Origin of the sequence: Wolbachia endosymbiont (group A) of Anoplius nigerrimus, assembly GCF_947251795.1 — a bacterium.
GTDB lineage: Bacteria > Pseudomonadota > Alphaproteobacteria > Rickettsiales > Anaplasmataceae > Wolbachia.
The window spans coordinates 481,561-507,245 of record NZ_OX366385.1 but is presented as its reverse complement, the minus strand read 5'-3'; the positions used below and the strand labels follow the sequence as shown (position 1 = coordinate 507,245).

Annotated in this window: 22 protein-coding genes, 1 rRNA gene and 2 pseudogenes; 9 read left to right on the top strand and 16 right to left on the bottom strand. The window is 35.2% G+C overall.

The genetic code is table 11. The features are described 5' to 3' along the window. Positions 1-125 precede the first annotated feature (125 nt). The 12 genes from OPR26_RS02725 to OPR26_RS02670 all read right to left on the bottom strand — a co-directional run bounded on the left by OPR26_RS02725 (position 126) and on the right by OPR26_RS02670 (position 12,607). Complete coding sequence (locus OPR26_RS02725; RefSeq protein WP_265031700.1) at positions 126-1,352, bottom strand: DEAD/DEAH box helicase; 1,227 nt, start codon at positions 1,350-1,352, stop codon at positions 126-128. A gap of 35 nt (positions 1,353-1,387) precedes the next feature. After that, the gene (locus tag OPR26_RS02720; RefSeq protein ID WP_064124857.1) at positions 1,388-1,639 is read right to left on the bottom strand and encodes a cold-shock protein; all 252 of its coding nucleotides are present in this window, start codon (positions 1,637-1,639) and stop codon (positions 1,388-1,390) included. A gap of 174 nt (positions 1,640-1,813) precedes the next feature. Then, entirely contained in the window at positions 1,814-3,148 is a 1,335-nt protein-coding gene (locus OPR26_RS02715; RefSeq protein ID WP_265016159.1) for a TldD/PmbA family protein, read from the bottom strand. Between the two features lie 18 nt (positions 3,149-3,166). Then, positions 3,167-4,039 carry an ATP synthase F1 subunit gamma gene (gene atpG, locus OPR26_RS02710; protein ID WP_265016158.1) on the bottom strand — a complete coding sequence of 291 codons (873 nt, stop codon included), beginning with the start codon at positions 4,037-4,039 and terminating at the stop codon, positions 3,167-3,169. Between the two features lie 209 nt (positions 4,040-4,248). Next, complete coding sequence (locus tag OPR26_RS02705) at positions 4,249-5,469, bottom strand: heme biosynthesis protein HemY (RefSeq protein ID WP_265016157.1); 1,221 nt, start codon at positions 5,467-5,469, stop codon at positions 4,249-4,251. Further along, positions 5,466-6,197 (bottom strand): hypothetical protein, encoded by a 732-nt coding sequence (locus tag OPR26_RS02700; protein WP_265016156.1) that lies wholly within the window; start codon positions 6,195-6,197, stop codon positions 5,466-5,468. Before OPR26_RS02700 ends, OPR26_RS02705 begins: the two co-directional genes overlap by 4 nt. Beyond that, positions 6,190-7,419 (bottom strand): lipoprotein-releasing ABC transporter permease subunit, encoded by a 1,230-nt coding sequence (locus tag OPR26_RS02695; protein WP_265016155.1) that lies wholly within the window; start codon positions 7,417-7,419, stop codon positions 6,190-6,192. Before OPR26_RS02695 ends, OPR26_RS02700 begins: the two co-directional genes overlap by 8 nt. A 133-nt stretch (positions 7,420-7,552) precedes the next feature. After that, positions 7,553-8,842, bottom strand: coding sequence for a sugar phosphate nucleotidyltransferase (locus OPR26_RS02690; RefSeq protein ID WP_265016154.1), 1,290 nt, complete (start codon positions 8,840-8,842; stop codon positions 7,553-7,555). A 116-nt stretch (positions 8,843-8,958) separates the two neighbouring features. After that, on the bottom strand, positions 8,959-10,188 hold the full coding sequence (locus OPR26_RS02685; RefSeq protein WP_265016153.1) for a hypothetical protein: 1,230 nt from the start codon (positions 10,186-10,188) through the stop codon (positions 8,959-8,961). 84 nt (positions 10,189-10,272) lie between these two features. Continuing rightward, positions 10,273-10,629, bottom strand: a complete 357-nt coding sequence (gene sdhD / locus OPR26_RS02680; RefSeq protein ID WP_265016152.1) for a succinate dehydrogenase, hydrophobic membrane anchor protein — start codon at positions 10,627-10,629, stop codon at positions 10,273-10,275. Beyond that, positions 10,626-11,003, bottom strand: a complete 378-nt coding sequence (sdhC, locus tag OPR26_RS02675) for a succinate dehydrogenase, cytochrome b556 subunit (RefSeq protein ID WP_265016151.1) — start codon at positions 11,001-11,003, stop codon at positions 10,626-10,628. The genes sdhD and sdhC overlap by 4 nt, the downstream gene beginning before the upstream one ends. A gap of 100 nt (positions 11,004-11,103) precedes the next feature. Next, a 16S ribosomal RNA gene (locus OPR26_RS02670) occupies positions 11,104-12,607 on the bottom strand. Positions 12,608-12,760: 153 nt separating this feature from the next. Between OPR26_RS02670 and OPR26_RS02665 the strand changes: the two genes are divergently transcribed. The 3 genes from OPR26_RS02665 (at position 12,761) to radA (ending at position 16,565) form a co-directional block, all read left to right on the top strand. Next, a complete protein-coding gene (locus tag OPR26_RS02665; protein WP_265016150.1) occupies positions 12,761-13,378 on the top strand; it encodes a hypothetical protein in 618 nt (205 codons plus the stop codon). A 526-nt stretch (positions 13,379-13,904) separates the two neighbouring features. Continuing rightward, positions 13,905-14,657, top strand: a complete 753-nt coding sequence (locus OPR26_RS02660; protein ID WP_264702259.1) for an IS5 family transposase — start codon at positions 13,905-13,907, stop codon at positions 14,655-14,657. A gap of 564 nt (positions 14,658-15,221) precedes the next feature. Beyond that, on the top strand, positions 15,222-16,565 hold the full coding sequence (radA, locus tag OPR26_RS02655; RefSeq protein WP_265016269.1) for a DNA repair protein RadA: 1,344 nt from the start codon (positions 15,222-15,224) through the stop codon (positions 16,563-16,565). Here radA and ftsY read toward each other — a convergent pair. After that, on the bottom strand, positions 16,552-17,463 hold the full coding sequence (gene ftsY / locus OPR26_RS02650; protein WP_265016149.1) for a signal recognition particle-docking protein FtsY: 912 nt from the start codon (positions 17,461-17,463) through the stop codon (positions 16,552-16,554). The genes radA and ftsY overlap by 14 nt on opposite strands. A 191-nt stretch (positions 17,464-17,654) precedes the next feature. Here ftsY and iscU point away from each other — a divergent pair, with 191 nt between their 5' ends. From iscU to OPR26_RS02630, 4 genes are read left to right on the top strand one after another with little or no spacing between them, the layout of a single operon-like run. Next, positions 17,655-18,038: a Fe-S cluster assembly scaffold IscU gene (iscU, locus tag OPR26_RS02645; RefSeq protein WP_007548853.1), complete on the top strand. Its 384-nt coding sequence runs from the start codon at positions 17,655-17,657 to the stop codon at positions 18,036-18,038. A 12-nt stretch (positions 18,039-18,050) separates the two neighbouring features. After that, positions 18,051-18,464 carry a HesB/IscA family protein gene (locus OPR26_RS02640; RefSeq protein ID WP_253302523.1) on the top strand — a complete coding sequence of 138 codons (414 nt, stop codon included), beginning with the start codon at positions 18,051-18,053 and terminating at the stop codon, positions 18,462-18,464. Beyond that, positions 18,457-18,915 (top strand): iron-sulfur cluster co-chaperone HscB C-terminal domain-containing protein, encoded by a 459-nt coding sequence (locus OPR26_RS02635; protein WP_320157078.1) that lies wholly within the window; start codon positions 18,457-18,459, stop codon positions 18,913-18,915. The genes OPR26_RS02640 and OPR26_RS02635 overlap by 8 nt, the downstream gene beginning before the upstream one ends. Then, on the top strand, positions 18,893-20,746 hold the full coding sequence (locus OPR26_RS02630) for an Hsp70 family protein (RefSeq protein WP_265016147.1): 1,854 nt from the start codon (positions 18,893-18,895) through the stop codon (positions 20,744-20,746). Before OPR26_RS02635 ends, OPR26_RS02630 begins: the two co-directional genes overlap by 23 nt. Before the next feature lie 3 nt (positions 20,747-20,749). Here OPR26_RS02630 and lepB read toward each other — a convergent pair whose 3' ends face one another. Continuing rightward, positions 20,750-21,496 carry a signal peptidase I gene (gene lepB / locus OPR26_RS02625; RefSeq protein ID WP_213862775.1) on the bottom strand — a complete coding sequence of 249 codons (747 nt, stop codon included), beginning with the start codon at positions 21,494-21,496 and terminating at the stop codon, positions 20,750-20,752. A gap of 357 nt (positions 21,497-21,853) precedes the next feature. On the opposite strand from lepB, the pseudogene OPR26_RS07475 reads away from it, so the two are divergent. Together OPR26_RS07475 and OPR26_RS02605 are read left to right on the top strand one after the other, a co-directional pair. Continuing rightward, positions 21,854-22,794, top strand: a pseudogene (locus tag OPR26_RS07475) (IS5 family transposase). Positions 22,795-23,241: 447 nt separating this feature from the next. Beyond that, on the top strand, positions 23,242-23,994 hold the full coding sequence (locus OPR26_RS02605) for an IS5 family transposase (protein WP_264702259.1): 753 nt from the start codon (positions 23,242-23,244) through the stop codon (positions 23,992-23,994). 16 nt (positions 23,995-24,010) lie between these two features. On the opposite strand, the pseudogene OPR26_RS02600 reads toward OPR26_RS02605, so the two are convergent. Then, a pseudogene (locus OPR26_RS02600) lies at positions 24,011-24,967 on the bottom strand (M48 family metalloprotease); the annotation flags it as partial. A gap of 71 nt (positions 24,968-25,038) precedes the next feature. Continuing rightward, positions 25,039-25,683 (bottom strand): 3,4-dihydroxy-2-butanone-4-phosphate synthase, encoded by a 645-nt coding sequence (gene ribB, locus OPR26_RS02595; RefSeq protein WP_007549343.1) that lies wholly within the window; start codon positions 25,681-25,683, stop codon positions 25,039-25,041. Between the last annotated feature and the right edge of the window lie 2 nt (positions 25,684-25,685).

Below are 25,685 nucleotides of genomic sequence, written 5' to 3'. Positions count from 1 at the left end.
ACTGTAGCCAATTTGAATCCCCACTCTGGATCTACGTCATAGCACCGCGATATCTCAGCACAGATTCCTCTAATGAGTAGCGGAATGACGAGTTTTACGCTTATCAAATTGTAGGTAAATCCTATTTAATACGCTTTTTCTAGTACTCTGCTTTTCTTCTGAAATGCATTGATCTTTTTTCTACCGTATTTAGTCTTTAGCGTACTTGGCCTTTTAAAGACCTTTTTGCTGTTACGTTTTTTAAATTGCACACTACAATCAAAATTTGGCTCTCCTTCTTTGTCTGCCAGCGCAGGCAGTCTTCTCTTATCTTGAGGTGTAACAAAAGATAGCGCATACCCTTCAGCTCCAGCGCGTGCAGTTCTACCTATACGATGAATATAGTCAGCTTGCGATTGTGGTGCATCATAATTGATAACATGTTGAATGTGGGGAATATCAAGGCCGCGAGAAGCAACATCTGTTGCAACCATGATTTGATTACGGCCACGACGAAAAGAATTAATGACCCTTTCGCGCTTGTGCTGCCTTAAATCACCATGAATTGCTAAAGCGCTATAGTCATCTTTATGCAATCTGCTAGCTAGCTGATCCGCTCCTTGCTTTGTTTTGACAAAGATAATGATTGACCCTTCGCGCTGACATAGTTGTATAACAAGCTTCCCATATTTTTCTGATTCTGATGCATAAACAATCTCTTGCTTAATTTTTACAGAAGTTGTAGTCTCACAATCAACAGAAATACGTTCTGGTCGATTAAGGTACTTCTCAGTAAGTTTAACTATATCACTAGGAAGAGTTGCAGAAAACATAAGAGTCTGCCGTATTTTTGGCAGATATTTCATGATCCCTTCAATTTGAATTCCAAAACCCATATCAAACATACGATCCGTTTCATCAAGCACAAGAACGCTAACATTGCGAGTAATCAAAGTTTTACGCTCAATATGGTCTATAATACGACCAGGAGTACCTATTACAATTTGTGGTTTTTTCTGAAGCTGATTTAGCTGCCTAAAAATAGGCTCACCACCAATCAATAAAGCGACCCTTAGTGCAGAATTTTGAAATAAGAGTTTTCTTATCTCATTTGTTACCTGATGCGCAAGCTCCCTGGTTGGCACGATGACTAAAGCTGAACCAGTGTTAGGCTCATTCAGCAACTTAGCAACCAACGGAATAGCAAATGCCAAAGTTTTTCCAGTTCCCGTTTGAGCAGACCCAAGAATATCTTTACCTTGTAGCGCTAAGGGAATCGCTTGTATTTGAATCGGAGTTGGGACGAAAAGATTATTTTTATCTAGAGCTTGTGTAAGCGAAGCTGGGAGACCCATCCCATGAAAATTATTCACAATACGTTAATCCTGTTAAAAGACTTCATAATAGATTAATCTTCCAATCTTAAATTTATTGCAGATTTTTTATCTTCTCCGTTTCTACCGCGCTCCTCTTTAACCTCATAACTCACCCTTTCTCCTTTTATCCCCTTCTCTTTATTCTCTCCTTTAAGTGTCTCAGGCCTTATTCCTGAACGTTCCAACGTGCTAATATGTACAAAAACGTCACCCCCTTTACCTTCTGGCTTGATGAAACCATAGCCTTTTTCGGCATTAAACCATTTTACATTACCAAATTCCATTTAAACAACTCCTAAATTATTAATTAACATTACTAATGTGATGAAAAACTTTGAAATTACGATTGAGAATGCTTTAAGCTTAGCTATTGAAACTAAACCTTTATACTCCATAGTCTATTCTTAACATTACATGACAATAATACACAATTGTTGTACTTAATGCAAATAAATTTTTTAATCGTTAAGCGAACCTGCAACCGTCATTTCGCTAACTTTAATCGTTGGTGAATTAAATTGCCCACAAAAAGTTAGATCATCTGCAACGACTAAATTGCTAAACATATCCTTCAAATTGCTAGCAATGGTAATTTCATGTATTGGATACGTTATTTTTCCATTTTCTATAAAAAATCCGGAAGCGCCTTGGCTGTAATCGCCATTGATTAAATTAACACCAAAACCAAATAAATCAGTTACATATATTCCCTCTTTCACTTCCTGAATTAATTCTTCAAACGATACATTACCATTCTCAATGTAGAGGTTACTAGCTGCAGGAATAACTGCAGCATTACTTGCACGAGTTGCACTTCCGGTTGTTTCTGAGTCTAATTTTCTAGCCGAGTATAAGTCTAAAATCCAATTTTGTAATATTCCGTTTTTTACAAATATATTTTTCTTGCTAGTTATCCCTTCTCCATCAAATGGTCTCGATGCTATGCCTCTTGGCAACAATGGATCATCGATAATATTAATTCTATCGTTGAAAATCTGAGCGTTTAAACTACCCCTCAAGAAAGAACTGTTGCTTATAATACTGCTCCCATTTATAGCAGAAGCAAAACTTTTTACTAGCCCTTTTGCTGCTCTTTTTTCAAAAATAACTGGAAATTTACCAGTTTTAATTGTACGTGAATTCAATTGATCAACTGCTCTTTTTGCTGCTTCTTTTCCCATTAACTCTGGCAACTTTAAATCACTAAAATTACATGCTATATCATAATCGCAACCAACCTTCATTTCACTTTCTCTTCCAGCAACAACAGAGACCTGATTAGCAAAGGTTGATTTACTAAACGAGCCAATAAAACCAGAAACAGTCGATAATACTGTATTCACTAAAGCGTATGAAGAAGAAGCTCCTTCAGAATTAGTGATACTCTTATGTGCAAGGGCTGAATTTTCTGCAGCTTCAGCAATTTCTTTTAGGTTATCAACGGTTACAACATTATTATCTGAGATACTTAAATCTGCAGAAGAGATATAATTACTACCATTTACAGCAAAATTAATGCAAGGATCTTCTGGCGCATTCTTTGCCATTTCTACCACTTGGCTTACCGTATCACTAAGATTATTCAAATCGTTTGTAGAAATATACGCAGCTTTGTTTTTACCTGCTATAGCTCTTATTCCTACAGTGCAATTTTTAGATTGTGATATTTGCTCAATTTTTGATAGACGCTGAGAAACTGAAGTCTTATTAGTTTCATATATTGTAACTTCCGCGTCTTGATTCTGCTTTTTTATTAATTTAATGATATCTGCTGCAATATTTAATATATTCATTTTCTATTCCTTAGATTTTTATAAAGACTTTGCACCACCTATAACTTCAATTAAATCAGTTGTAATTGCTGCTTGACGAGAACGATTATAAAGCAATGCTAATTTGTTCAGTATCTCTTTAGTGTTTCTGTTTGCTGATTCCATAGCAACCATCCTAGCACTATTCTCACTTGTTGCACTTTCAAGTAAAGCAGAGTAAAGAGCAATTACAACGTAATCTTGAACCAAAGATTTTAAAATAAATTCAATATTTTGTGGTTCATACTCATAGCCGTAATCTGTTGTTGGAGCAGCTAGAGAGTTATCAATCAAGGATGAGTCTTTACTCCATGGTTTTATTGTTTCCAACATTGGTTTTTGTGTGAAGGTATTATAAAATTTACTATAAAAAACTTTAACTTTATCGTATTTACTTAAATCTATACCACCAACCAAAACTTCTACGTGCTTTAACGTGATTCCCTTACTATTTTCAATTTTTAAGATACTTTTAGAGTCAAATCTATTTTTACCTACATCAAAAGCTTTTTTACCAAGAAATACAATATCTACTTTTTTGCCATTTGCGATTGACTTATTTACACGCTCTTGACTAAATTTGACAATAGAAGAGTTAAAGTTGCCGCACAAGCCACGATCAGACGCAACAATGAATACTAGGTAAGAACCGTTATTACTGATATTTAGAATTTTTGCCAATAATTTTTGATCAATTGATAGCATTAATGAAGAAATAATGCTATGCAGCTTAGATATGTACAATTTTGAATTTGATAATTTCTTTTGGCTTTGTAATAACTTTGCTGCAGAAACCATTTGCATTATTTTCGTGGTTTTCTGTACAGACCTAATATTCTTAATTCTTAAGGATAATTCCTTTAAGCTCTTCATTTTGTATACAACCCTGATTTATTAAAATATATAATTGTTAGTGTCTAAAAGCAAGTTTTTTTGACATTAGAACCAAGTCTAACTAAAAAACTTGCAGGTTTATTATTTTGAAATAAGGGTTATATTAAGAGATCTACTCCAAAAATTGTTCAATAGAGGTCTTTGATGGTAATTTCCCATATATTATTATCATCACACTTTGTGGAACCTTATAATATATAATAAACACAATTAAAACTATTACAACTTGAACACTTATGATCCCATTGTTCTAGTTCCCTGTTACAATTTTTACATTTCCAGCCTGGATCAGGCAAAGCTTCTGAGCCCATCTTGTTTAGCCAATAAATTACCTTGTCATGTTCTTGCAATGTAACCTTGAGTTGTATTACAATAAAGTAGATTGACATGTAATTAGCTTTTTTCATAGCAGTGTCTAAATATTGACTTGCAAGATCATATTTACCTGAACTCATTGAGGACAAAGCAAGTAAACAGTAACTAAAATAATAATCAGGGCGTAAGTTGTATAGTCTTTCAGCACCTTTACTATTCAAATTGATGTACATTTTAGCTGACTGAGAAGTAGGGTTTACTGCATATTCTGCCTCTAGCACTGCAGAAGCTTTTCTGATTTTTCCAAGTTTAATATATAATTCTGCCTTTAAATAATTGATGGGCTGAAAAATTGCACTATAACGTTGTGCTCTAAATAAAGACTTTATAGCCTCCTTAAAATTTCCTTTACTTTCATATTGCTTTGCTAAAGCGCAATAAAACACTGCAAACATTTCTTTATGGTCAAATGGAAGAAAAATATTGAACTTAACTGCTTCCTTTAACCTAAAAATCGCATTAATCCAATCTTCTTTCAATATGCAATGCTCTATTTGAAAGGGAATAGATAGCATTTTATCATTAATTGAACTAGAGCAATATTCTATAAATTTTTGAAAGACTACTTTTTCTTGTTTGAGGTGAACGATCAGCTTATTGGCCAGAAGTAGAGCTAAGTTATGATTTTTATTTGCAACGTTTGTTAAACCGTTACTGAAAAAGCTGTAATTTCCCGTCTTACCTGAGTTAAAGAGCTTTATTAAAGATAACCTATCGCTCTTCTCATTTAGACTTTTAACTACCTTTTGGGCGTTCTCTATATTGTCTAAGTCTATGCTAAAGAAAGCTTCAAAGAGAAGCAATTCTTCCCTATCCCTTCTTCTATTTCTTATGTTGGCAAATGTTGATGAAATGGAAGAAAAAAAGCGTGCAAGTGCAATTAATAAAAATAATAAAGCTACACAAGTAAAAATAATGAAATATAGATCAATACTTATAGTGTAATTGCCTAATTCCAATTTTATTACTTCACCACTTACCTTGACCCATATGCCAAATAAAAACGAAAGAGCGAAAATTATAAAATAAATCATGAGATATATTGTAATAAGTGATGATATATTGTTGAAATATTCTTAGAAGCTACAATAAAACCATTCAATTTATTCAGCCATGGCTTGAATTCTGAATGCGTTAAATTGCTTACTGTAACAGTTATATTTTGCCAATCATTATCGTTTATTGACTCCTCAATTTCTGCGAATTTTGCCCTTAATGGGTCATTTTTATCTTGTATTCTAATCCAGTTTGAAATGATTTTTTTAGACAATGTACTTTTATTGTAGTTAATAACAGCAATGGTCTTCTCAAAAGATAACTTCAACTCACGTAAAGTATCTACCTCTTTCAAACTTTCCAATTCATTTACTGCATTTTCTATCTCTGGATCATCAAGCTCTGATATCAAAGGCTTTATTGAATTTATATGATTATCAAATTTTGCTTCTCGCAATAACGAATTCTTCATTTTAACTACAAGTAGCAGCAATCTTGCGAGGTTCTTATGCCTTGAGCTACCATCACCTTGCTCACATTGAGTGTGCAGACCTCTCTTTAAGTCAAATATCTTTTTTTCTACCCTGGATTGATGAACTTCAAGTGACATTCTGAATTCATCTATTTTTTCCGTTAAAACATTTATATTGTCTTCGCTTTCTTGCTGAATTATTTTTAAAAAGATTATGTTATTTATTGTGATGTAACCGGTAAATAACAATACAATTAAGAACCAACCTATGTACTTTTGCTGAGTATCATTCATAACGTAGTATCTCCGCAGGATCTTGTGCAGCTGCCTGCAATGCAGGAGCAATTGTCGCTAAAAATGATAAGAGTAACGCAAGTGCAGAAATACTTACTACATCTTGAGGGACTAATATCACCGGTAAACTTGAAAAAAAGTATATCATAGGATCAAACAGCTTGACGTTAGTAATGTTTTCTAAAAACACTCTAATACTTTCGATATTGAGAGAAAAAACGACACCTATAATACAGCCAAGACAAGTTCCCGTAAAACCGATTAATAGACCACAAGCGCAAAATATGCGCATAATGCTTCCACTTGTTGCACCAAATGTACGCATAATTGCAATCGCGGATTTCTTTTCTTGCACTATCATCATTAAATTTGAGATAATATTAAATGCTGCTACAACTATAATCAAAGTAAGAATTAAAAACATCACATTTCTTTCAGTTTTTAAAGCACTAAAATAATGGCTTTGCTGTGATTGCCAACTTTCAGCTTTCATTCCTATTTCTTTTTCTATAGCATCTGCCAGCTTATCAGCTCTAGTAACGTCGTCTACAAGTACTTCTATATTTTTTATGCTATTTTCATAATTAAAAAAGGCTTGTGCTGATTTTAGAGGCATATATATCAAGGTATTATCATACTCAAACATACCCATATCAAATATTGCTATAACTTTATATTTTTTCATTCGCGGCATTTCACCAAGTAATGCATCAAATTCTTCAGATGATATAAACGTAATTTCGTCGCCATAGTCAACGTTCAAAGCTTCTGCCAATCGTGCTCCTATTATTATCCCTTCATCAAATTTTTTTACATCACCTATAATTACATTATTTGTAATGGCAGTACTATCAAGCAAGTCTTTAGTTGATACACCTCGCACTACGCTACCTGCAATTTTACCATTTGCTACAATAATAACTTGATCATTGGTCATAGGAGTAGCTTTTAATATACCAGGAATTCTCTCAATAGATTTCGAAATTGTGCAGTAATCTGAATTTATGTTCCTATCAAAATAAACATTAATATGGCCATCAATACCAAGTATTGAGTCAAGCAACTTTGCTCTGAATCCGTTCATCACAGACATCACCACTATTAGTGTTGCAACTCCAAGGGCAATGCCGATAATAGAGAACAAAGTCATTATAGAGCAAAATCTGGCATTTTTCGCTCGCAAATAGCAAGCAGCCATAGTAATTTCAAAGGCAATGGACATTACAAAATATTTTGAGGTTAAACATTATATTTTTGAAACTTCGTATAATTGTAGACTTTTCTTTATTTGAAAACTAGAGATTTTTGCTTCCTTAAATTTAGCAGGCTTATAGAGTATCTTTAACATTAGAATTTCAAAATCTTCCATATACATCATCCAACCTCACTATATCATTATCAGATAAATGCCCTCCTATCTGAAATTCAACTATTTCAAGTGGAGAGCTTGTGCTTCTATTTTCAATCCTATGGGAAACTTCCCTTGGGATTTCTATCATATGGTCTTTTGCTATAGCATATTCTTTGTCTTCTAAACTAACATACCCAACTCCTGATAGCACTATATGGTATTCATCTCTATAGTGATGAAATTGCTTAGAAGTGCAGCTTAATGGATTTATAAAAAGATATTTTATAAGAAAATTTTCGCTCATTAAAATTATACTACAAAATCCCCATGGTTTAACTTCTTTCCTTATCACCTTTACTTTCTTAACTTTATGAATAAATGAAATTAGACTTTTGTTTGGTTGCTTACAAGCTCCACCCAATAAATTTTTATTACTTTTTGTCGTTGAAACTGGTTCTTTTTCTCTAATCACATGCTGAAATGACACCGGTTCTTTACTAAACTTCTCACTCAATTCTAAAACTGAACTCCAAGTTCCAACATCCAACCAATCGAAATTAGCTTCTATCATTGCAACGTTTTTTGCTTTCTCCATCACCAAGTAATCAATGGATATGCCTTCAATTCCTGCAAAATCTCGTTGTTTTAAATACAGAAATCTCTCTTGCGGTGTGAAATGTTTAAAACATAAATTGTAAAGATTCAGGGCAGATTTTTTGATCTCATCTATGTAGCGTTTTGCTTTAAACACAAATATTCCAGAGTTCCAATAATGATCGTTACTTAACTTACGCTCGGGTTTTTCTGTAAAATCTTTCACTATATGATATTTTTCTTTCTGATCATAAACTGCATTTATATAACCGTATTCAGAATTGAATTCATGAGGCTTAACCCCAAAAGTGACTATAGAGTTAGTTTCATAGGCTAACTTAGACGCTTTTTGAGTAGAAGCATAAAAACTATTCAAATCACCTATGAAATGATCTGAAGGCAAAATTAACATTGTCTCGTTTTCATTGCAGAGAAGTGCAGCAATTAATATTGCCGCTGCTGTTCCAATTTTCACTGGTTCGAAAATCACTTTATATTCTTGCAGCGCATGTAATTCCTCCATCACTAATGACTCGTACTGTATATTTGTAGCAATTATGGGCGGCATATAATCGCTTTTTAGCCTCAACAAAGTGTTGTGAAACATAGTGTTATTGCTCAATATTTTTTGAAATTGTTTTGGCTGAGCTAAAGGCCAAAGTCTACTACCACTACCACCACACAATATTACAGGGCGCATTTAGTTAAGATATTAATTAAATAATTAATATCTTATACTGAGGGCAAAATGCATGCAAGTTTTTGTTGTGAAATAGTTAATAAAGAAAGTAAATGTTAATTTAAAGTAGCGGTTGATTAGCGTAATAGGGTACTTTTCTGTTGCTGTGGATTTTTCTTGTTTTGCTCTCTATCAGCATAAGGAATGGCACTCACTTTCTTCTGATTGGTAGCCGCTTTTTTAGATTCAGCTAAGCTTTCATTATTTAAGCTTTTTCCAACACCTGGTTCTCCAGATTTATCTATACTTTCACTACTATTCAGCGCCTTTTCTAAGTCTCTTTCAATATCTGGCCTCCTGGCGTTAAGCTCATCCCATGTGCCCACTAGTGACTTACGATTCCCATGATCCGGCTTTAGCCTTTCTTCACCTTTAATAACATTAAAGTCACTTTTTGCTTCTTCCCAACATTCTTCCAATTGGTGTTTCCACATAGTGAAGTAAGCATCACCATACTTTTTCTTATCCGCTACAAATAATAAAACTGGAGCCTTAAGTATGGTAGCTCCCATATCCACTAAATTTTTTACTGCCATTGCAGGAGTAAATAAAAGATAACCAAAAGACTTTGCAATTGGGTTTTGTTTACCTATTAAATACTCCCCTAATTTCATAGGAAGAGAAGTCAACAATTTAGTACAAACTTTAGCTAAACTTGTAGCAAAAACGATAGGAACAGATATAAGACTTTTATCTAGCTCTAGATTACCATTCTGATCTCTAATTTCAGAAAAACTAGTGTTTAATTTCTTATAATCACTAGTGTATAGTAATTTTCCATTTCTTCCTTTTTCATCTCTATCTTTTTCGTCAACTTTTCTTGTGTCATTATTGATGGAACAACCTTTTTTAGCAAGAAAAGAAGAATTAGTTAATCTAAGTAACTTAGTATCAACCTCAAAGACCGGCACGTGTTTTTCAAGATCTATTTTTGAAAACTTAAATGGCTTATAAAATTTACTATAATCATTAACCTCACGCCTACCTTTACTAACTAAAAAGTCAATAGTAAAGTAAGATTTTTTATCAATTTCCTTAACCAAGGCTAGATCAAATTTGTATTCATTATATATAAGCTGGTACTCTGGATTTCCGTCTTTATCTTTTACAAGCTTGTCATTTTTTTTTACAACTCTCCCAGAATCTACAATCTGATCATAATTTTTTGGATATTGACACTTTCGTCCATCCTCATATGTCATTACCTTTCTAAGGTCTTTGACATAAACTTGAGATTCAGGTGAGGTAAATAGATCCTTCACTTTTAGCGTAAGGTCCGTTCCCCACTTTTTCAACGTCTCTAACATATTACTAAACCAAAATCGCTATAATGCTATAGCTCAATAATAAAACTAGTACACTAATAATATATTAACACAGAACCGGTGATTTTACAAGAAAATATGCCTGTAGAAGATAAAGATTGTAAAAGCGAGGGTTATATAAGTAATGCTTGATAAATACTTTATGCATATAATTGTAAAAATCCTCAAAGGTACGCTATGTATATAATCTTCACACACTACCTGCATTCCAAGAACTGCGTGCCAAAAAATGCAAAACAACAATACAACAAAAAATAAAAGCTCTAGAGGGTGATTAATAAATTTTTCACTAAAAGACAAAGAGCTATCAGTATAAAATGCGCAAGAAAATGAATAGATAAACCAAGGAAACAGGAGCAGTAAAATTACCGCAGAAACACGCTGGACCCACCAATGATGTACTGAATTTCCAGATTGATTCATATAAACATAAATAAAAAAGCCATAGTAGAAAGAAGTAGCGTTACTGTCAGCAGTATAGCACTCCTTGAAACGCCAGTAATTTCTAAATTAAGCCCAACATCCCACAATAAATGACGAATACCATTAAGAAAATGATATACAAAACTTATAAAACATAAGACATAAGCTAATTTAGCAACAGAAGTGAATAATAATGCATTTAAGTACCTTACTATAAGTAACTCAGGAAAATAAACATGTAATATGAAATACCAAGAAAGTATCATTAATAAAAGGAATAGCAAGATACCAGTCAATCTGTGCATAATAGAGAAAAAACTAGTAACTTGTACTTTATATATTTGTAAATGTGGAGAAAGAGGTCTATCACTCATAAAATTCCGTTATCGGGAAATTAAAATAAAGTAGAAGTAAAGACAGCAGTATAGCACATAACAACACCATCATTAAAAATGGTAAGTTATGTGCAAAGCCTAAGGAGGTAATCCAGCTGCAGATTCCCCTACTGCTACCTTGTTACGACTTCACCCCAGTCACCGATCCCACTTTAAATAACTCCCTCCTTGCGGTTAGGTCGTTAGCTTCGAGTGAAACCAATTCCCATGGCGTGACGGGCAGTGTGTACAAGACCCGAGAACGTATTCACCGTGGCGTGCTGATCCACGATTACTAGCGATTCCAACTTCATGCACTCGAGTTGCAGAGTACAATCCGAACTGAGATGGCTTTTAAGGGATTAGCTTAGCCTCGCGACTTTGCAGCCCATTGTAGCCACCATTGTAGCACGTGTGTAGCCCACTCCATAAGGGCCATGATGACTTGACATCATCCCCACCTTCCTCCAGTTTATCACTGGCAGTTTCCTTAAAGTCCCCAGCATTACCTGATGGTAACTAAGGATGAGGGTTGCGCTCGTTGCGGGACTTAACCCAACATCTCACGACACGAGCTGACGACAGCCATGCAACACCTGTGTGAAACCCGGCCGAACCGACCCTATCCCTTCGAATAGGTATAATTTCCATGTCAAGGAGTGGTAAGGTTTTTCGCGTTGCATCGAATTAAACCACATGCTCCACCGCTTGTGCGGGTCCCCGTCAATTCCTTTGAGTTTTAATCTTGCGACCGTAGTCCCCAGGCGGAATGTTTAACGCGTTAGCTGTAATACAGAAAGTAAACTCCCCATATTTAACATTCATCGTTTACAGCGTGGACTACCAGGGTATCTAATCCTGTTTGCTCCCCACGCCTTCGCGCCTCAGCGTCAGATTTGAACCAGATAGACGCCTTCGCCACTGGTGTTCCTCCTAATATTTACGAATTTCACCTCTACACTAGGAATTCCTCTATCCTCTTTCAATCTCTAGATTAGCAGTTTTAAAAGCAATTCCAAGGTTGAGCCTTGGGATTTCACTTTTAACTTACTAATCCGCCTACGCGCCCTTTACGCCCAATAATTCCGAATAACGCTAGCCCTCTCCGTATTACCGCGGCTGCTGGCACGGAGTTAGCCAGGACTTCTTCTGTGAGTACCGTCATTATCTTCCTCACTAAAAGAGCTTTACAACCCGAAGGCCTTCTTCACTCATGCGGCATGGCTGGATCAGGCTTTCGCCCATTGTCCAATATTCCCCACTGCTGCCTCCCGTAGGAGTCTGGACCGTATCTCAGTTCCAGTGTGGCTGATCATCCTCTCAGATCAGCTATAGATCATTGCCTTGGTAGGCTATTACCCCACCAACTAGCTAATCTAATATAGGCTCATCTAATAGCAATAAATTTTTCCCCCGTAGGGCGTATACGGTATTAGTTGCCGTTTCCAACAATTATTCCGTACTACTAGGTAGATTCCTATACATTACTCACCCGTCTGCCACTAAGTTATACCATAGCAAGCTACAATATAACTCCGTTCGACTTGCATGTGTTAGGCCTGCCGCCAGCGTTCATTCTGAGCCAGGATCAAACTCTCAAATTTAGACTTCAACCTATAAAAGGTTGAGGGTACATCGGATAAATCCGACAAAAAATAATTTAGCTTAATACTGCTGTCTTTATTTCTACTTTAGAAATATTTTAATCTCCAACTATTCAAACAACTTTAAGAACATTATTATGTGATATAATCACTATGTCAATATGTTTTTGCAAATCAAAAGCATTAATGTATAAATATATAACTATTTGGAATATTACCATGAAAAAATACATCTTTCTGCTTGCACTCGCGCCAATGTTAGTTGGCATCACATTATACTTATTGCACAACATTGATAACACAAAACAATCTATAACTGCAGGTGACAAATTTTACGAAGTATTATTCTTAAAAAAAGATAATAAGCCGCTGCTAGAAGAAATAGATTCAAATTGGGGGTATTTAGCAAATTTTGAACACGCATTCAATCATATCTCAGATTCAATGCCAACAGACACAGCATCTATTATTTATAATGATTTGGCAGATGATAAAGATGCTCCTGATATTTTGCGTGAGTTAGCACAATACTTAGAAGTAATGAGCTTACTTCACTCCAACGGTGAAAAAATAAATAAAGATAAAATTGATAATTTAGAATCAAGTGCAGTGTATCCTTATTCAAGCCAAGAGGCTATCGCTGTAGTAAAGATACATAATAACGACATTAAAGGTGCAACTGAAATATTGCGTTCCCTATTAAATGACAGAAAGTGCCCTATCCTAATCAAAGCTAATGCACAAGAACTACTCAGGATATATGGAAGTTAACTCATTAGACTTCTTGCATAACCATATAACATTGGAAATAGAAACGAAAAAACTTGCTTGACAAACCTCGCCAGCCCCCTTATCATGAAACTGAAGCTATTTTATTTAACTTCGCAATCTCTGCAGCAGATTAAAATGACAAGAAAACTTGTATTTGGCGTACTATTGTTTAATTCTTTGCACTATGTGCACCGTATGTCTTTATCAAATTTCTAGGTTTTTACCTATACAAGCTGAAACGCGCTTATAAAGCGTTCAAGACATCACCCAACGTCAAATTTTAAAATAGAGAGTGTAATAACTAGCTACCACGGGTTTTCTTTGCCTTTTTTTCTGCCTAGTAAATTTCTTAAACATTTATAGCTAAGGTTAGTTGCATTTAAAAGCAGCTAAATTGCAGCGTTTAAGACTTAAAAAACGCCAATACTGAAAATAGACAATGACTAGGCTCTGTGGACAAAAAATATGAAAAGAGAGAAAAAGATGGTAGTTTAGCCTAATAGGTAAAAAATGGAGAAACTACCATATGCAATATTACATCAAAGAGGAAAATTGGAAACAAATTTTAGAGTTCATAAAAAGCGTAAAAGGAATGCACAGCAAAGATGAAAAACGTTTAAGAATATTCATAGAGGCAGTGTGGTACATAGTGCGAAGTGGTTGCCAATGGAGACTTTTACCAAAAACTTATGGTAATTACAGGAGTATACATAAGCGATTTAAAAGATGGTGTGAAAGAGATGTCTGGAAAAAATTGCTTGAATATACTAAACAAGAGCCTGATTTAGAAGTTGCTATAATCGACGGTACGATCATCCGAGCCCATCCATGTTCATCTGGATATACAAAAAACTCCAAGGATCAAGAAGCTTTAGGGAGGAGCAAAGGTGGCTTTACAACTAAAATACATGCGCTTGTCGATGCACTTGGAAATCCACTTAAATTTACTCTGACTCCTGGTCAAAGAAATGAAATTACGCAGGCACAAGTGTTGACCGAAAGTATCTATAACTCTACTGTAGTAGCTGACAAGGGCTACGATAGCAATGCCTTTGTTACAAGTCTTGAAGACAAGGGATGTACAGTAGTTATTCCGCCAAAACGGAATCGAAAAGTGCAAAGGTATTACGATGAGCATATCTACAAAGAACGTCATTTGATTGAGTGTTTTTTTGGTAAAATTAAAAATTTTAGGCGCATTTTTTCCAGATTTGATAAAACTGCTGAGGTTTTTATGGGTTTTCTCAATTTTGTTGGAGCTCTTGTATGGCTTCTCTAAAATTTTGTCCACAGAGCCTAGGGTTTCTTTTGCCTTTTTTTTCATTTGGTAAATTCCTTAATATTTATGGCTAAACGACAATCGTCATCCCGCTACGTGTTAGCGGGATCTCTTGTTAGCGCCGCGGCGGTATGACGGTTCGCGGCGGTATGACGTAGGACTGCTGTCATCCCAGTGCGTGACACTGGGATCTATTTTGCATGTAACTCCAATTGTGTTTTGGCATAAAACGCGACGCGTATTAGACTTATTTGCAAGCAAAGCTTGCTAGATCCCAGTGTCACGCACTGGGATGACAGGAGAAGGAGGTTACTTGCATGACACCATTCTTTTTCCTGGATTCCAGTGTCTGGGCACTGGGATGACAAAAAAAAGGATGCTACTCGGATGACATCATAGAGGCGCTGGGATGACACCCCACTGGTGGCCCAAACTACAACGTTTGTACAGTTGTGGAATTAATCGCAGTATGACGTAGGGAAACCTTTCTTCGGTTAGCTATAGATTCACCTCGCCTATTCAGCTAATGTTTATTACAATTATAACAAAATAATTTTGGCTCTGATGAAAACTGTATATGTATGTCAATCCTGTGGTCATAGCACTGGTAGGTGGGTAGGGAAGTGCATCGCATGTGACAATTGGGATACAGTTGTTGAAGAAATAGCAGTAAAAACGGGCAAAAGAAGTATATCTGCACCAATTTTAATAAAGACGTTATCGGGTAGCGAAATTATCACTCCAAGTCGTTTTCTAACAGGAATAGAAGAATTGGATAGAGTTTTTGGTGGGGGTATCGTTCAAGGTGCTAGCATTTTAATTGGAGGCGAACCTGGTATTGGAAAATCTACCCTTTTGCTTAGAATTGCAGCTAATGTTGTGCAACTTTCCTCTTTTGAATGTCTTTATGTATCTGGCGAGGAATCTTTAGAGCAAGTGAGTCTCAGAGCAAAGCGTCTTAAGATAAATGAACCTAAAATTAAGCTTTTATCTACAGTGTCTTTAACTGATGTAGTAGCAACAATAAAGGAAAATAAAAGTATTAAATTCTTAGTAATTGATTCTATACAAACAATGTATGATAGCAGAATTACATCGGCACCAGGAACTGTAACTCAGGTTCGTACTTGCGCACATGAATTAACCATTCTTGCGAAACAATATGGTATTTCTCTCTTAATAGTTGGTCATATAACTAAGGATGGACAAATAGCTGGACCCAAAACTTTGGAGCATATGGTAGATACGGTATTATATTTTGAAGGTGAAAACAGTAATCAATACCGCATTTTACGCACTATTAAAAATAGATTTGGCCCTGCAAATGAAATTGGTGTTTTTGAGATGTCCGAAGCAGGACTTGTGCCTGTTGATAATCCATCATCATTGTTTCTGATGGCCCATGACAGAGAAGTAGTTGGCAGCGCCGTATTTGCAGGAATTGAAGGTTCAAGACCAATTTTAATGGAAGTGCAAGCATTAATAGCAGGGACTAATATGGCAACCCCAAGAAGGGCAGTAGTTGGGTGGGATATTAATAGATTGGCTATGATCATCGCGGTGCTAAATGCTCGTTGCAAAATGTTTTTACATGATAAAGAAGTGTACCTAAACATCGCAGGAGGATTAAAAATACAGGAACCATCGGCTGATCTTGCTGTTGCTGCTTCCCTTATTTCAAGTGTAGTAAATTTACCGCTGCCAACTTCTTCAATAATCTGCGGTGAAGTTGCACTTTCAGGAGAAATTAGGAATGTCTCGCATGCTGATCTCAGACTAAAAGAAGCACAAAAGTTAGGATTCAAAAAAGCGATTATGCCTAAAAATGGTAATTACTCTTCTCATGATATTGAGATAATCAAGCTTGGTCACGTAAGGGAATTAAGAGAAATCTTCAATCACAGTTAAATAGTGCTTCAGCAAATTCTTTGCTAGTAAACTCCCTTAAGTCCTCTATACTTTCGCCAATTCCTATAGCATGTAACTTTACCTTATAAGCTTCTGCAAGTCCAATTACTACTCCACCTTTAGCAGTGCCATCTAACTTTGTTATGATTAACCCTGTAACACTAACCATCTTACTAAATGCCTCTAATTGGCTATAAGCATTTTGGCCGGTAGTTGCGTCAAGAACTAAAATAACATCATGAGGGGCAGTGTCATCCAATTTCTTTATCGTTCTATATATTTTTGATAACTCCTCCATAAGGTTCACATTATTTTGCAGCCTTCCTGCTGTGTCAATTAGAACAACATCAACGTTATCTTTTATAGCTTGACTTACAGCTCTATATGCCACACTTGCAGAGTCGCTACCGTACTCTCCAGTAACAATCAAGCAATCAGAACGTTCTGCCCAAATATTTAACTGCTCACTAGCAGCAGCTCTAAATGTATCGCATGCAACAAGCATAACGGATTTTCCCATTTCCTTATATTTATATGCAAGCTTACCTATAGTCGTGGTTTTACCATTACCGTTTACTCCGCATACCATTATTATGTGGGGTTTTTTATTCAAAACTAACGGCTGTACAACTGGGCTCAATATAGCTTCTATTTCGTTCATTAACTGCTGCGAGATAATGTTATACTCAACTTCCTTGTCAAATTTGATGCTTGTGAGCCTGTCAATAATCAACTTAGAAGTTTTATAGCCAATATCCATGCTAATTAGCAATTCTTCTAGCTCATCTAAAAGCGACTGATCTAATTTTTTTTTGCCAGAAAAAATACTTTTCACCCCGTTGCTAAAGCGAGAAGAAGTTTTTAACAAGCCTTTATAAAGGTTACCAAATAAACTCAAGGGAATGCTCCTTTTAAAATTATAAACTTAATTACAATATAAAGAATGACATGCACTACGTGTATTTGTAAAGTAAATACACTCGTAACCCATATATTTTGTGAGTAAAATATACCGTTTGCTGGTGTATTTTACTTTAGTTTTCAACCTAAATATGTTATAATGTAGGACAGTGGTTTATAGGTAATTTTATGAGTTATAATGAGAAAATTTTAGATCATTACGAAAATCCAAGGAATGTTGGCTCTCTGGATAAAAATGATCCAAATGTTGGTACTGGCCTAGTTGGTGCACCATCGTGCGGTGATGTAATGAAATTGCAGATAAAGGTCAATGACAAAGGTGTTATTGAAGATGCAAAATTTAAAACTTTTGGCTGCGGTTCTGCCATTGCTTCAAGTTCCTTGTTAACAGAGATGATAAAGGGAAGAACCATCAGTGACGTTACACAGATAAAGAATACTCAAATAGTGGAAGAGTTGTCTTTACCTCCAGTGAAGATACACTGTTCGGTACTTGCTGAAGATGCTATAAAGGCTGCTATTCATGACTATCAAAGTAAACAAAAGAATTAAGAAGCTACGAACATGGGTGAATATCAAGAAGTAGGCGGAGGTGAAACTGTAAAAAAGAATAAAAAACTTATCACTATAACTGCGGAAGCAGTAGAAAGGATAAGGTATTTATTGGACCAAAAGAAGCATACTAACCTTGAGAAACCGGAAGAAGCAATAGGAATAAGAGTGCTAATTAAGCAAAAAGGATGTTCTGGTTTAAAATATGATATTGAATATGCATATGATATTCGTCCTTTAGAATCGATAATTGAAGAAAGCTGCAGCGATGGTCAAAAAGTCAAGGTGCTGATCGATCCAAAATCTGTAATGTTTATCCTTGGCTCTGAAATGGATTATGTGGAGGAAAAATTTTCATCGGGTTTTGTTTTCAAAAATCCTAATGAGAAAGGAAAATGTGGTTGTGGAGAGAGTTTTCATGTCTAGCAGCTATTTTACATTGTTTGAAATTGAACCAACTTTCAATATCAGCTTTGATGAGTTAGAGAAAAAATATATTGAGCTAAGCAGGACTGATATAAACGAAGGACAATCTAAAAATATAATTAATATTAACAAAGCTTATCAGGTGCTAAAGTCACCTCTAAAACGTGCCGAGCATTTGTTGAATCTTTTTGGTATGAAAAGCCCAAAGGATCATCTAAATTCTGAAATACTAAATGAATCAATGGAAATAAGAGAATATTTGCTGGACTGCGATGATTTACAATTTGCAAGTAGGATGGTTGATGAAAAAATAAAAGATTGCGTTAAAAACCTAATTAACACTTTTGCTGTAAAGAATTTTGATGGAGCTGCTACACAAGTCTTAAGATTGAAATATTTATATAAGTCATTTGAGGAGGTGAAGAAAAATGCAACCAATTCAAATTTCTGAACCAAATTCAAGTGAAGTAGTTTTTGGTATAGATCTTGGTACTACCAATTCTTTAATTGCCATGGTAAATAAAGCTGGTAACGTGGAGATATTTAAAGATGAACAAGGAAGAGAACTGCTGCCTTCTGCTCTTTCATATGAAAATAATACATTGAAAACTGGCTGTGACGTCGGTCAAAATGCAATCTACTCAATAAAGCGTTTAATGGGTAAAAGTGTTGAAGAATTAAATAAAGAAGGCGTCAATTTTGAAATAGATCATGAAAGCGAAAAAGTTATTAGAATAAAATGCGCAGAGGAGAAGTATCTTACTCCTGTTGAGATTTCTGCTGAGATATTAAAAGCTTTATGCAAGAGGGTAGAAGAGTCTATAGAGATGAAAGTAAAAAAAGCAGTGATTACTGTGCCAGCTTACTTTGACGATTCAGCACGTAACGCAACCAAATATGCAGCAAGATTAGCTGGCATAGAAGTTCTTCGCCTCGTTAACGAGCCAACCGCTGCAGCACTTTCTTACTCCATTGAAAAGAACAATAATAGTGGAATATATGCAGTTTATGACCTTGGTGGTGGAACATTTGATATTTCGATATTGAAATTGCATCAAGGAGTGTTTCAAGTTCTTGCGGTTGGTGGTGACACCAACCTCGGCGGTGATGATTTTGATCATTTGCTAAGCTTAATTGTGCTCAATAAGTATAGAGAAAAAGTAGGTTTAAACAAAGAATGCTCTAGTGTCATCCCAGTCTGGGATCCAGAAAGTTTGATTACAAATGAACACACCAGAAAGTTATATAATAAGAACTGGATTCCAGTGTCAGCTACTTGCATGACAACACTTATTGAATCACGTATTGTAAAAGAATATCTGAGCAAAAATACTGTAGGCACTTTTAAATTCAACATTAACGGCGAATTATTTAAATGCGAAATTACTAGAGAAGAATTCGAGCAGGCAATCAGTTCTTTGGTCAATAAGACTATCAATATAGTCACTCGTACTATAAGCGATATAGATCTTAAAATTGATGATATAAAAGGAGTAATTTTAGTTGGTGGTGCAACTAGAACACCATTGGTTCAAAATTCACTAGTCAAACTCTTTGGAAATAAAGTACTAAATGACGTGGATCCAGATAAAGCAGTTGCCATTGGGGCAGCTCTGCAAGCTCATGATTTAACTTCGAGCTCAAAAGATAGGAATATTCTTTTAGATGTTTTACCCTTATCACTTGGTATAGAAACTATGGGAGGCATAGTTGAAAAAATCATACCAAGAAATACGCCACTACCAGTTTTAGAGATAAAAGAGTTTACAACTTATGTTGATGGGCAAACAGCAATAAAAATTCACGTTTGTCAGGGAGAACGTGAAATGATAGAGGATAACAAATCTTTAGCGCAGTTTGAACTAAAAGGTATACCGCCATTGCCTGCAGGTTTTGCAAGAATTGAAATAGAATTCACAGTTAACGTTGACGGAATCTTGACTGTTACTGCAAGAGAAAAAACTACTGGAATTGAGCAGATAGTTGAAGTAAATTCAAGTTTTGGCTTGAGTGAAGCTGATGTTCAAAATATGGTTAACCAGTCAATAAACAGCTTTGATGAAGATATGAAAGCTCGTTCCCTTGCAGGTGCTAAAATTAATGGAAATAAACTCATACACTTGGTTGAAAACAATAATAACTTTTCCACTGATCAAAAGTTGAAAAACCTATTACAAAACGCAAAAAACGCTTTACAGGGAAATGACTTGAATGAAATTAACAACACTATCGCCGAGTTAGAAAATTCTTCTTTAGAGTTGTGTGAATTAACAAATAGATAGAGTTTACACGACCTTATGCAATACTCTATTTAATCTCAGAGCAACAGGTAGTCTGAAATTAAATGGTAACCAATCGACCTTTCCTAATTTAAATGATAAACCAACTATGCTTACACGCCCAATGATATTTTCCATTGGTACAAAACCAACTTCAGGAAACCTGCTATCCAAAGAATTATTTCTATTGTCTCCCATAACAAAAAATTGATCGTTAGGTACATAATAAACCGGAGTGTTATATGATAGCTTATTAGAAATGTTATCTACCAAAATCTCATGCTCCTTGCCATTGGGAAGCGTTTCCATGTACCTGAGTATGCTACGATTTGACTCATAATCAAAAAAACTTTCAATTTGCCTTCGCTCTACTTTCTGATCATTTAGGTATAATTCTCCCTCTATCATTTGCACTTTGTCGCCCGGTGTTCCTATTACTCGCTTAACAAACCTGATACTGTCGTTTCTTGTGGGTTTGAAAACTACTATGTCGCCACGCTTTGGAGGGGTATAAAAAATCCTGCCGCTAAAAATGTTTGGAGAAAATGGAAATGAGTGTTTACTGTAACCGTATGAATATTTACTAGCAAAAATGTAGTCCCCTTCAAGTAGGGTGCTTTTCATTGAACCAGAAGGTATATGAAATGGCTCGAATAAAAAACTACGTATTGATAGCGCAATCAACAGTAAAAAAAACAATGAAGATAAAAATCTTCCCGTTCTTATCACCCAGTTTTTGCTTAGTTCTTCCAACTTTGTTTTTCTTATAAATTAAGCTTATTATAATACATAAATTAAAAAATGGTAATATGAAATTTTGCTTGTGAATGTTATTCCTCTATTCAAAACAATTTTGAAAAGGCGGTTCATTTCTTTCAACGGTGTCATCCAAGTAGCGTACTGTACGAACATTGCCATTTGCAGGTGGCAGATGAAAGTAGCTGACACTGGTTCCTGCAATCTCATCGAAAACGTTGTAACCACTTTCTATGCTAATTTGCTTGTAAGCAACCTGGATCCCAGTGGGCTTTGTTGCATAGCAACCGAAAAAATCTGGTGGCTACTGACAAAATTCATTATAAATAACCATTTAACTGTTGAAGAAAAAATATGCCACAGAAAATGAAAGTCAGTAACCAAAACGAATATAACAAATTCCTTGAAAAAAGGGGAAATATTTTTCGTTACATCGATGAAGCTATCGAAAATTGGTATGAAAATAGTCCAAAAATGCAGGGCGGCAACTATATTTACAGTGATAAAGTCGTAATTTTGGTGCATATAATTGTCAATCTTTTTAGAATTGGTTTAAGACAAACGGTGGGGTTTATAAAAGGATATCTGCAACAAATAGGAAAAAATTTGCAGCTATTCACAAGCATCGAGAAGGTTTAAAAAACTTAATATTAAGATAAATGATTGCAGGGTTGATAAAAGCAACATGGAAAATATTGAAATTATCATAGATAGCACAAGTATCAGCATTTACAGTAACACTCCTGAAGGAAAACAGTGCAGATAGAAAGTACCGAAGCTACGAGCAAGTAAGAAAGTTACATGTTATGTTAAGTGTGAATAGTAAAAAAGCTATAGCTGCAAGATACAGTAATGGCGTCTACTCTGACCACTATGGAGCTTGCGATTTGCTTGAAGAAGTTAATTTTCAGCACAAAATAAAAGCATTATATGCAGATAGGGCATACGATAGGCACAAACTTTATAAATTGTGTAAGAAATACGATATAAAGACAAAAGTTCTACCAAAAAAGGATGCAGCAGAACATTCAAAAATAGATTATATGTCTGACAGAAATGCTGCTATTAGGTTAATAAAATTATATGGACAAGATGGTGTAAAAGAGTGAAAAAAGGAAGCAATTTATGGAAAGAGATCTTACATAGAAGGATTTTTCTCAAGGTTGAAGCAAGTATTTGGATTTAGCTTTAGGAATAAATCTGAAGTAAATCGTGAAAAAGAATTACTAATTAAGTGCTATTTGCTCAACAAATTCACTGATATTGGTATGGCTAAATTTGAAATCATTACATAAATTTGTCGTAAACCATCACTGCTTAAGGTGCTATGCAACAAAGCCATCCCAGTGTCGGTTACTTGGATGACAAGAAGAGGGCACTGGGATGACACCCCATAAGTGTTGAAAGTGCTATAAGTGGCATTATATAAGGTGGTTAATGGCATAAATTTCAATGATAATAAAATAAATCAAAAAAGCGCCTTTTTGCCTGTGGTTAGAAGGTTTAAGCGAATTTTTGACGTGGTTTATCTGCTTTCCCAACAACGAAGGTTGATATCAAGAGGAGATTTACATACCATTAATCACCTTGTGTGACTGCACTTTCAACACTTATGGATGACACCCTGACAATCGTCATCCCGCTGCTTGTTAGCGGGATCTAGGCTCTGTGGACAAAAAATATGAAAAGAGAGAAAAAGATGGTAGTTTAGCCTAATAGGTAAAAAATGGAGAAACTACCATATGCAATATTACATCAAAGAGGAAAATTGGAAACAAATTTTAGAGTTCATAAAAAGCGTAAAAGGAATGCACAGCAAAGATGAAAAACGTTTAAGAATATTCATAGAGGCAGTGTGGTACATAGTGCGAAGTGGTTGCCAATGGAGACTTTTACCAAAAACTTATGGTAATTACAGGAGTATACATAAGCGATTTAAAAGATGGTGTGAAAGAGATGTCTGGAAAAAATTGCTTGAATATACTAAACAAGAGCCTGATTTAGAAGTTGCTATAATCGACGGTACGATCATCCGAGCCCATCCATGTTCATCTGGATATACAAAAAACTCCAAGGATCAAGAAGCTTTAGGGAGGAGCAAAGGTGGCTTTACAACTAAAATACATGCGCTTGTCGATGCACTTGGAAATCCACTTAAATTTACTCTGACTCCTGGTCAAAGAAATGAAATTACGCAGGCACAAGTGTTGACCGAAAGTATCTATAACTCTACTGTAGTAGCTGACAAGGGCTACGATAGCAATGCCTTTGTTACAAGTCTTGAAGACAAGGGATGTACAGTAGTTATTCCGCCAAAACGGAATCGAAAAGTGCAAAGGTATTACGATGAGCATATCTACAAAGAACGTCATTTGATTGAGTGTTTTTTTGGTAAAATTAAAAATTTTAGGCGCATTTTTTCCAGATTTGATAAAACTGCTGAGGTTTTTATGGGTTTTCTCAATTTTGTTGGAGCTCTTGTATGGCTTCTCTAAAATTTTGTCCACAGAGCCTAAGCGATTCCTCATACATTTTTATTGCTTCACTTAAATTTCCGGCCTTGTATAGCATTTCTGCTTTTAATTCATATAGGTATGGGTCATTGCGTGACTCTTGAATCAATGAATTAACTTTAGCAATAGCCTCTTCTATCTTTCCTTGCCTATAGCAAACTATAGCATTTACATACTCAGAATTATTTTCATATTTATTAGATAACACATGAATAGGAGCAAAGAAAGAGTCTAGCTTTGCAACCACACGCTCAAACTTTAGTAACTTATCCGCAAAAATTGGTTTTACGTTGTTTTTGACCTTATAATTTTGTACAGCAAATATGCGTTTCTCACTAAGTGGGTGAGTACGGAAATATTCCTCGGTATTCTCATGCTCAATACTTTTAAAATAATCAAAAATCTCTTTCATACCTGAATTATCATAGCCAGATTCATCAAGGTACCTTAAAGCATAGCTATCTGCTACACTTTCTTGCTCTTGAGAATAGTTAAAAAATAGCCTTGAACTGAGTGCTACACCACTAAGTAAAATTGCACCAGCAATCTGAGGGTTAATGATAATACTCGAAACTAATCCTACCATATAACTAATCATTGCTATCGATTGAAAATAACCCATAGCATTACTCATTTGCAATATATGACCAGCAGATATGTGAGCAATCTCATGTGCTAATATACCAAGCAGGACATAAGGTTTAGCCGAGTATTGTAAAAGTCCTAAATGAATGAAAATACTGTTATTGTTAATTACAAAAGCATTAATCGAATTATCATTAATTATAAAAACTTTTATTCGGTCACTATCAATGTTTGCAGCGAAAAATAAAGGTTGCGCTAGCTCTTTCACTATTGCTTCCACTTCACTATCTCTAATAATGTTAATAGAGTAAGCATTATTATAATATGCAAAAAAGAACAATAAGGTCAAAAACTTAGCAATTCTAAACATGGAAATTCTGTGCTTGTATAATTTATAGGAATTCTATATTTTAACACTTAAATTATACAAATTTATAAACGCTAGTTTAAATTTTTAACGTAACTGATAAGTTTGTCGATGGTAGTTAACTTAATTTTATGTTGTTCAGCAAATTTAAGTAACTGAGGTAAGCGCATCATAGAGCCATCATCATTCACTAATTCACAAATAACTGCTGAATGATCAAACCCTACTAACTTCGCCATTTCAACACTCGCTTCAGTATGACCAGCACGTTGTGCCACCCCACCTTTATGTGCAATTACAGGAAAAACATGACCTGGAGTTATGATGTCATCCTGAGTGCCATCCTTGTTGATAGCAGCATGTATAGTTTTCGTTCTATCCTCTGCTGAAACACCGGTTGTAATGCCATAACGTGCATCAATTGATGTAGTAAATGCGGTATGATTTTCACCAATATTTTTCTTTTCCATGAAATTAAGGCCCAACCTTTTCATGTGAAATTTAGTCATTGCTAAGCAAACAACCCCTGTACCGTACCTAACCATAAAAGCCATATGTTCCGGCTTTATTTTCTCAGCTAAGACAATCAAATCGCCTTCATTTTCTCTATTTTCATCATCAACTAAAATGAATAATTTACCGGAACGAGCATCCTCTAATACATCTTCCACAGAAGAAATACCTGGTAGACTCATTGAAGCATAAGTGGCCTGTACCATAA